The sequence below is a fragment of the Streptomyces sp. NPDC004752 genome, from assembly GCF_053601275.1.
In genome coordinates this window covers 1-8196 of the sequence record NZ_JBSGBN010000229.1, presented here as the reverse complement: position 1 = coordinate 8196, position 8196 = coordinate 1, and the positions used below count along the sequence as shown (strand labels likewise).

Here is an 8196-nt window from a genome sequence, read left to right as displayed (position 1 = left end):
CGCGGTGTGGTGCGGGTGAGACGGCTCAGGACGCGCAGGACGGTGGCAAGGCTGGCATCGGCGGCCGTCACGCAATAGGCCGGGGCGTCCTCATCGCAGTAGGTGCCGTCGGGTGGTGTGATGGCGCCGGACTGGGCGCGCCACAGGGCGGCGGCGGGAGGTCGCCCTGGGCGAGGTGCTGCAGGTAGAGGCAGTAGGAGGCGGAAGCGTCGCCCGCGCCGGCGGCGTACGTGCGGCGTTGTCGTCCACCGGGTCTGCCCGGCCGCCGTCCCACAGCAGCAGACCGTCCAGCAACAGGCCGTCGCCGGTGCAGTCTTCGTACGGGACGACGTCGGAGGGGACATGGGGCTGGTGCAGCAGCCCGTACCCGGGCAGTTGACCGGCCGGCCCTCTCACTGGTCGCGCCGTTGTGCGCTGGTGACGGCGAGCACAGCTGCGGTGAGCGCCCACACCGCGTAGACGGTCCAGGCTCCGCCGGTCGTCCACGGGAAGTCGGTCTGGCGGGAGCCGACCTCCACGAGCCGCAACCACGCCTGGTAGAGCGTGGCGTGCCCGGCGACCGCCGACCAGTGGCGGCCTTCGGTGAAGACGAAGGGCAACAGGAGGATGACCGCCACCGCGGCGATCATGGTGGCCGAGGTGTGCCTGATGACGGAGCCGATGGCCATGCCCACAACCGCGCACACGGGCGCAAGGAGGGCGGACGCCACTACGACACGCAGGGCGCCCGGGTAGCTCATCGATATGCCTGCGTCCCGGCCGTCGAGGATCGCCTGCGTCAGGCCGAACGAGGCCCCCGCGACGATCGAGCCGAAGACGCTGGTGACCGCGGTGATGACCACTGTTTTGGCGGCCATCACCGAACGGCGGTCCGGAACGGCCGCGAACGTCGTACGAATGGTGCCCGTGCTGTACTCGCCGATGATCGCGAGGGCGCCGATGGCACCGAGGGCGAGCATCATGACCATGGCGGAGTTCGCCGTGAACGCCTCCTGCAGCGGAATTCCGGCCCGGACGTAGTCGGCCCGGTCCGCCGCGCTCCGCTCTGGCCAGTAGTTGTAGGTGTCGTAGGCGGTCCCCGCGTTGAACGCGATGACGGCCAGGGCGGTGGCCCCGTACGCGATCCAGGTCGAGCGCAGCGACCGAATCTTGATCCACTCGGCGGCCACCAGGTCGTAAAAGCGGGCACGGGGTTCGTCGGCGCCAAGTCCGCCAACGGGAGCGTACGTCGTGGTCACTGAGGGTCTCCTGCGAGGTATTGCACGCTGTCGGCAGTGAGCTCCATGAACGCCTCTTCCAATGAGGCGGACCGGGTGCTGAGGTGATGCAGCGGAATACGGTGCTCCATGGCGATCTCACCGATCCGGACCGCGGTCACCCCGGTCACAGCAAGCAGGTCGCCCGCCGTGTCCACGGCCGCACCCTCGGCCGTCAGCAGATCTCTCAGGACGGCAGCGGCGGGCGTACCCACCGTGACGCTCTGCCCAGTGCCGCGAGCGGAGAACTCCGTGAGGCTTTCCGCCGCGATCAGCTCACCGCGGCCGATGACGATCAGCTGGTCGGCGGTGTGCTCCATCTCGGACATGAGATGGCTGGAGACAAACACCGTGCGGCCCTCGGCGGCGAGACGCCTGAACAGGTCACGCACCCACCTCACGCCTTCCGGGTCGAGGCCGTTGAGCGGCTCGTCAAAGAGCAGTACCGGTGGGTCACCGAGCAGGGCGGAAGCGATGCCGAGCCGCTGCTTCATGCCGAGCGAGAATCCGCCGATGCGGCGCCGGGCGACCTCGGCGAGGCCGACCTCCCGCAGCACCTCCTCCACCCGACGCTGCGGGATGCGGTTGCTGCAGGCCAGGGAGGACAGCTGCGCCACCGCGCTGCGCCCGCCGTGCACATCGTGCGCGTCGAGAAGGGAGCCGACATGACGCAGGCCACGGGGGCGGTCGCGAAAGGAACGGCCCTCCACGGTGACCGTGCCGCTGGTGGGCTCATGCAAGCCGAGGATCATCCGCAGCGTGGTGCTCTTGCCGGCGCCGTTCGGACCGAGAAACCCGGTCACCTGGCCGGGCCGCACGGTGAAGGTCAGATCTTTGACGGCCGTCGTGCCGCCGTATCGCTTCGTGAGCTCGTTGACTTCGATCACGGGGACAACGGTGCCGGTGGGCGACCCCGCCCGTAATCGGACCACCGATGACAATCGGAGAGGACGGGTGTCAACCCTGGTTGTACGGCCACGGTCGGATGTGCCGTCAGATGCAGGTGCTTACGATCAATGCATGTCCGCCTCACCGCCGCTGCCGTTGCCGCTACTCAAACGCATACCGCCGGGCCTGTGGACGGCACTGGCGTGGTACGCGGCAGCAGTGGAACCCATCGTCGAGTACGTAGTGATGCCGCAAGTGCCGACGTACTCGCTCAACTACCCCCAGGACGGGCTCGACTCGCTCGGAGCCCAGGCACTGCTCGCCGTCGCCTTCGTGCTGATCCTGGCCGGCAGCGCGGTGCTGCGCCGCAGGACCTCCGCGGCGTACGGCATGGTGATCGTCGGTACGGTCATCTCGACGGTGGCCTGGCGTCAGGATGAGATTCCGCCCACGCAGTTCCTGGCCGTGGATATCGCCCTCTGCTACATCGCAGCCACCCGGCCTCGGCGGAGCTCGCTCACCGCGGCCGCCGCAGCACTCGGCACACTCGCCGGCTACCTCGTCCTGCGGTTGATCACGGGCGACGATTCCAGCATCGCGCAGGAGCCGTTCGTAGCCCTGACCGTGGTCATCGCCTGGCTCATCGGTAATTCGTCCCATCAGGCCCGTGCCCACACCGCAGAGTTGCACGCCCGGGCCGCCGCCGAGGCCGTCACCGCCGAACGGCTGCGCATCGCCCGCGAGATGCACGACACCGTCGCCCACAGCATCGGCATCATCGCCTTGCAGGCCGGCGCCGCGGCCCGGGTCATCGAAACCCAGCCGGCCAAAGCCCGCGAGGCGATGCTCACCGTGGAGATGGCCGGACGCGAGACGCTGTCCGGGCTGCGAAGGATGCTCGGCGCGCTGCGCCAGGCCGACCAGGATGAGGAACGCCAAGGCCGCACGCACGCGCCGGCGCCCCCGCGACCGGCCGCCGGCCTGGCGAACGTGGAACAGCTCGCCGCTACGACCACGGCCGCCGGAGTCCGCGTGGATGTGCGGTGGCAGGGCAGGCGCCGCCCTCTGCCAGCCGACATCGACCTCGCGGCGTTCCGGATCGTCCAGGAGTCGGTGACCAACGCCGTACGGCACTCGGGTGCCGATTCCTGCCAGGTGCGCCTCGACTACCGCGCGGACGAACTCGCCGTCGAGGTCTCGGACCGAGGGAAAGGCGGCGGCACCAGCACGGACACCGGATACGGCCTGATCGGCATGCGCGAGCGGGCCGCCCTGCTGCACGGCGACTTCACGGCCGGGCCCCGTCCCGGGGGCGGCTTCCTGGTAGCGGCCAGACTCCCGGTACCGGAAGGGACCGAGGCAGAAGCGAAGGCGGGAGCCAGATGACCATCCGTGTCATGCTCACCGACGACCAGCCCCTGGTCCGGGCCGCCCTGCAGATGGTCATCACCGACACCGCGGACATCGAGGTGGTGGGCGAGGCACAAGACGGCGCGGAAGCGGTACGACTGACGGAGGAACTCGCCCCCGACGTCGTCGTGATGGACCTCCGGATGCCCGGCATGGACGGCATCGAGGCCACCCGGCTGATCACGACGGGCACCGCCTCCACACGCGTCGTCGTCCTCACGACCTTCGACGACGTCTACGTCTACGGGGCGCTGCACGCTGGCGCGTCCGGATTCCTCGTCAAGGACATGGCCCTGGACGACATCCTCGCCGCAATCCGGATCGTTGCCGCAGGGGACGCTCTGATCGCACCAGCCGTCACACGCCGGCTGATCAAAGAGTTCACCACCCGACCCGCAGCGTCACCGCCGCGGCGGTCGGAGCTCGACGGCATCACCGCCCGGGAACGCGAGGTGCTGGCCCTCGTCGGCAGGGGCCTGTCAAATACGGAGATCGCAAGCGAGCTCTCCATCAGCATCGCCACCGCCAAGACCTACCTGACCCGCCTGCTTGCCAAGCTCAATGCCCGTGACCGGGTGCAGCTAGTGATCCTGGCCTATGAGACGGGCCTGGTGGCAACATCCCAGTGAGCGGACGGACTCCCCGCACAGCGAGCACCGGCGGACGGTGCGCGATCCACCCGAGTCCGATCCCGCCTGCCGTCAGTGCACAGGTTGATCAAGGTTCTGGCTCACCGCCGACTGTCACCGGGGGGCCAGAAGGCTGGTCAGCTCGGCGATGGCCGCCGGTGAGGGCTTGAAGTAACGGCGGAGGTTCTCCGGCTTCTTGTGACGCGACTTGGCCATCAGCATGAGCAGTGACGCACCTTGCTCGCCGAGGTGCGTGAGAGCCGCCGAATCGCGCATTCTGGACCCGGCACTGGGCTGCCGCACTTCGGGGGTTCACCGACGCGCATGTGGCAACCGGCCATGACGACCGACTCGCGCAGGCGCGAGATACCGCGACCAGACCACAGCTAGCGAAGAGAGCAAAGGACAACATGGGCATGCATGACGATCAGGTGGAAGTGACGACGGAGACCGTCGTCACATTGATCCAGGAGCAGTTCCCGCAGTGGAGCGGCAAGGCGATCCACTTCTTGAAGTCCTCCGGGACAGTCAACGCGATCTTCCGCATCGGCAATGACCTGTCGGCACGTCTCCCCCTGCGCCTCGTCGACGCCGCCGAGCAGCGGGCAATCCTCCAACGGGAGGCCGAAGCGAGCGCGGAGCTGGCGCAAGTGTCTCCGTTCCCCGCCCCGCAGCCCGTGGCCCTGGGAGAGCCTGGCGCGGGCTATCCCATGCCGTGGTCGGTGCAGACGTGGCTGCCGGGAACCGTCGCGTGGGAAGCCGACCCGAGCGGCTCGCACGCCTTCGCCCAGGACCTCGCGGACTTCATCAAGGCCCTCCGGAAAGCCGATACGCGAGGGCGGCGCTTCAACGGCCAGGGGCGTGGCGGGGTTCTCAGCGACCATGATGCGTTCATGGAGAAGTCCTTCACGGAGAGCGAGGGACTGCTGGATGTGCCGCGGGTGCGCCGGATGTGGGGCCGCTTTCGGGAGCTACCGCGCAAAAGCGATGACGTGATGAGCCACGGCGACCTGATTCCGGGCAATGTGCTTGTCTCCGGCGACCGGCTCAGTGGCGTACTGGACAGCGGAAGCTTCGGCCCAGCCGACCCCGCACTGGATCTGGTCGCCGCGTGGCACCTGCTGCAAGAGGGACCGCGTGACGTGCTCCGACAGGCCCTGGGCTGCGACGACCTGGAGTGGGAGCGTGGGAAGGCATGGGCTTTCGCACAGGCGATGGGGCTCGTGTGGTATTACGTTGAGAGCAACCCGACGATGAGCAGGACGGGGAAGCAGACGCTCGACCGCATCCTGGAATCGACGCCGTGACGTCCTCCCTGCGCAAGGCCATCGGAGTCTGAGCCCGGCGTGACCTTCTCCTGTGTGCGCGGACAAATAAAGGGTTCTAACTCGTCAAGCGGCGACAGCGAGTTCGGCGGGGAAGGCGGTTTGTTCGTCGAACAGCTTGCGGTGCTGGAGGCAGTGATAGAGCTGGCCGAGCATGTGGTTGAAAAGGTTTCTCTGAGCGGCAGCGTGCCAGTCCCCGTGGTCGTCGCGGCGCCTTTGGCAGTGGGCTTTAGCGCCGGGTGAGGCGGTAATGACGGAGAAGGCTCAGAGGTAGTCGGCTTGGTTGAGCCGGTCGTTGTTCACCCACCGCCGAGTCATGCTCGACTTCTTGCCGTAGGCCCTGGTGATGGGAGAGGAGCCGGCGTATGCCTTGAGGCCGCGGGCGTCAGCGGTCGTCGCCGATCTCGGCCAGCACCCGGGCGCCGAGCTGGACGCCAAGGCCGGGGAAACTGAGGATGATCTCAGCGTCCGGGTGCTGAGGGAACGCCTCCTCCACCGCCTTGGCCCAGCGGACCGCCCCCGCACCGGCTCCGCCCGTCCCGGCGGCGCCCCCGACCGTTCCCCGGCCGCACCCACCGCCGGCCTGGACAGCGGCGACCTCGCCGACCGCGCCGGCCCCGCAACCCCGGCCGCACCGGCCGCACCGGCCGTGCGCGCGTGCCCGCCGCCCGCCGCGGGGCACGGCGACCTCGCCACCGTCCTCAACAGCCTCCAGCGCGCCTCCGGACTCAAGATTTGTGGAGTCCTTGATGCCAGGGTTACGGTCCTGGCGAAGGAGAACCGCCAGCACCATGGCAGCGCCCCGTAAATACCCTGATGAGCTCCGTGAGCGCGCGATCCGTGAGGTCCGCGCGACCGGCCGCACCATTGCGCACGTCGCGAAGGATCGAGATCGGACTCTATGAAACTCGGGGCAGCTCAAGTCGCACCGGCTCACGCCGGTCAGGTCCCCCGGTGCACAGTAGCCAGGAGCCCTCGCCATCCCGCGCCGGGTACCCGCCGAAGCGCGATGCGGAGATCCTGGCCGTGCTGCTCGCCCAGGGGCAGCAGCCCACGCCCGGACGTCCGGGCCCCGCTCCGGGGATCGGGTGGGGACAGGCTCTGATGGCGGTCGGCCGGTCTTGGCAGAACCTGAGCCCCAGTGAACGCGACTTCTCTGCACTTCGCTCAGCTTGACGTTTATCGTCGCTGGTCACTCGACCTGCTGAGATTGCTGGGATTTGGGGGCATACGAGACGGCCGTTCCCCACGCTTCGAGATGTCGAGTAACGAAGCACGCAAGGAACGGCCGTTGCACATGAGTCTGCCTGTCGATGTGCCCGGAAGCGAGGCGTTGGGCCTGTTGTCCCGCTTTCGGGTCGAGTTCTACGAGTGTCTCTACGCCCGCGCCGATGCGCTCTTCGAGCTCACCGATGCGGTGGCTGTGCGCGGACGGGCCAGTGAAGACCCTGGTCGAGCTGTCGCTTGCGGCCGAGCACCGGCGCGGGCACAGCGCGCTGTACGCCGCCCTGGACCGGGGCTGGCTGGAGCCGGTGCGGCTGCGCCGCGCCCTGGCCGGCCTGCCGCTGCCGAAGGGGGCCGACGGGCGGATCGTGCTCGCTGTGGATGTGTCGCACTGGCTGCGGCCCGATGCACCGACCAGCGACGAGCGGCTGTTCTGCCATGTCTACGGACGCGGTGACCGATTCCCGTGAAGGTCCTGTCCGCCACCGACGACCATTCCGTCGGGTTCCACCATGTCCACCGCGAGGGCTGCGGCGGCCGCATCCGGTACCGCAAGTTCTGCGAGTTGGGAGACCGCGAGGTACCGAACACGCAGATCGGCAAGGGCTACGATCTGTTCAAGACCCAGGTCATCCCCCTCTCCGACGAGGAACTACGGCAACTGCCCCTGCCGACCGCACGGGCCATCGAGATCGACGCCTTCGTGCCGCTGGAGAGCATCGACCCGATCCGGATCAGCGACGGCTACTACCTCGCGGCGGACGGCCCGGTCGCAGCCAAGCCGTACAAGCTGCTGGCCAACGGCTCTGTCAGGTAGCCGGTGGAGACGTGGGCGTTCGCCAGTGATCACAGGGCCTCCCCCAAGCCGGGGATGATGCTCGCAGCAGTGGCCACGGAAACCAGTAACCCGGAGCCAGCAACTGTGCCCGGCGCGAACGTTCCTTCGTAGACGTCCGCGCCGGGCATTGTGCTTCAGGCCTCGGACGGGCTCTGCGCGGCCCTCTTACGCCGGTCGCAATCAGGTCATGACCAGCGGCAGGCGGGGCACTTCCATGGATGCCGGATGGCCAGGGGCCCCAACCCCCGATCAGTGTCCTGACGGGCTGGGTCACCTGCCGCACCGTCGATGGCGGATGCATGCGCCTGCGGTGGGGCGGTTTAGCAGTGCCATGACCCTGCACAGCAAGGTCATCCACCCGGCGCACAAGCCCAGTTACGGCCTGGGGAGCGATTATCTGTGACGGCTGGTTGGTCAGGGCCGTGAGGCATTGAGCGGCAGATCTCGGTGGAAGACGGCCATAGCCTGGCCGGGGCCGTTGTAGTCGTCGACGATCTTCGTGTCGAAGCCGAGGCTGCGATGGAAGGCGACCGATCCGGTGTTCTCGATTGACGTGATCGCCTTCAGCTGCCGTGCACCATGACGTTCCGCTGCCTCGGCGAACGCCGCGTACAGGCGACGTCCGA

The 8196-nt window shown here is 68.3% G+C and carries 7 protein-coding genes and 3 pseudogenes; 5 read left to right on the top strand and 5 right to left on the bottom strand.

What is annotated here, in order from left to right:
* Positions 1 to 392: 392 nt before the first annotated feature.
* Positions 393 to 1238 (bottom strand): ABC transporter permease subunit, encoded by an 846-nt coding sequence (locus ACWEKM_RS45040; protein WP_451627108.1) that lies wholly within the window; start codon positions 1236 to 1238, stop codon positions 393 to 395.
* Positions 1235 to 2143 carry an ABC transporter ATP-binding protein gene (locus tag ACWEKM_RS45035; protein ID WP_451627107.1) on the bottom strand — a complete coding sequence of 303 codons (909 nt, stop codon included), beginning with the start codon at positions 2141 to 2143 and terminating at the stop codon, positions 1235 to 1237. Before ACWEKM_RS45035 ends, ACWEKM_RS45040 begins: the two co-directional genes overlap by 4 nt.
* A 133-nt stretch (positions 2144 to 2276) precedes the next feature.
* Between ACWEKM_RS45035 and ACWEKM_RS45030 the strand changes: the two genes are divergently transcribed.
* Positions 2277 to 3530 carry a sensor histidine kinase gene (locus ACWEKM_RS45030; RefSeq protein WP_451627106.1) on the top strand — a complete coding sequence of 418 codons (1254 nt, stop codon included), beginning with the start codon at positions 2277 to 2279 and terminating at the stop codon, positions 3528 to 3530.
* A complete protein-coding gene (locus tag ACWEKM_RS45025; protein ID WP_451627105.1) occupies positions 3527 to 4183 on the top strand; it encodes a response regulator in 657 nt (218 codons plus the stop codon). The genes ACWEKM_RS45030 and ACWEKM_RS45025 overlap by 4 nt, the downstream gene beginning before the upstream one ends.
* Positions 4184 to 4284: 101 nt before the next feature.
* Here ACWEKM_RS45025 and ACWEKM_RS45020 read toward each other — a convergent pair.
* Positions 4285 to 4447: pseudogene (locus ACWEKM_RS45020) on the bottom strand (site-specific integrase); the annotation flags it as partial.
* Positions 4448 to 4593: 146 nt separating this feature from the next.
* On the opposite strand from ACWEKM_RS45020, the gene ACWEKM_RS45015 reads away from it, so the two are divergent.
* Positions 4594 to 5490, top strand: a complete 897-nt coding sequence (locus ACWEKM_RS45015) for an aminoglycoside phosphotransferase family protein (RefSeq protein WP_451627104.1) — start codon at positions 4594 to 4596, stop codon at positions 5488 to 5490.
* An 84-nt stretch (positions 5491 to 5574) separates the two neighbouring features.
* Here the strand turns inward: ACWEKM_RS45015 and ACWEKM_RS45010 are convergent.
* Positions 5575 to 6013: pseudogene (locus tag ACWEKM_RS45010) on the bottom strand (transposase); the annotation flags it as partial.
* 792 nt (positions 6014 to 6805) lie between these two features.
* Between ACWEKM_RS45010 and ACWEKM_RS45005 the strand changes: the two are divergent.
* Together ACWEKM_RS45005 and ACWEKM_RS45000 are read left to right on the top strand one after the other, a co-directional pair.
* Positions 6806 to 7187, top strand: a pseudogene (locus tag ACWEKM_RS45005) (transposase); the annotation flags it as partial.
* Positions 7188 to 7198: 11 nt separating this feature from the next.
* Positions 7199 to 7549: a Ku protein gene (locus ACWEKM_RS45000; RefSeq protein WP_451627103.1), complete on the top strand. Its 351-nt coding sequence runs from the start codon at positions 7199 to 7201 to the stop codon at positions 7547 to 7549.
* Between the two features lie 435 nt (positions 7550 to 7984).
* Here the strand turns inward: ACWEKM_RS45000 and ACWEKM_RS44995 are convergent.
* A partial coding sequence (locus tag ACWEKM_RS44995) for an N-acetyltransferase family protein (protein WP_451627102.1) occupies positions 7985 to 8196 on the bottom strand: 212 nt, incomplete at its 5' end.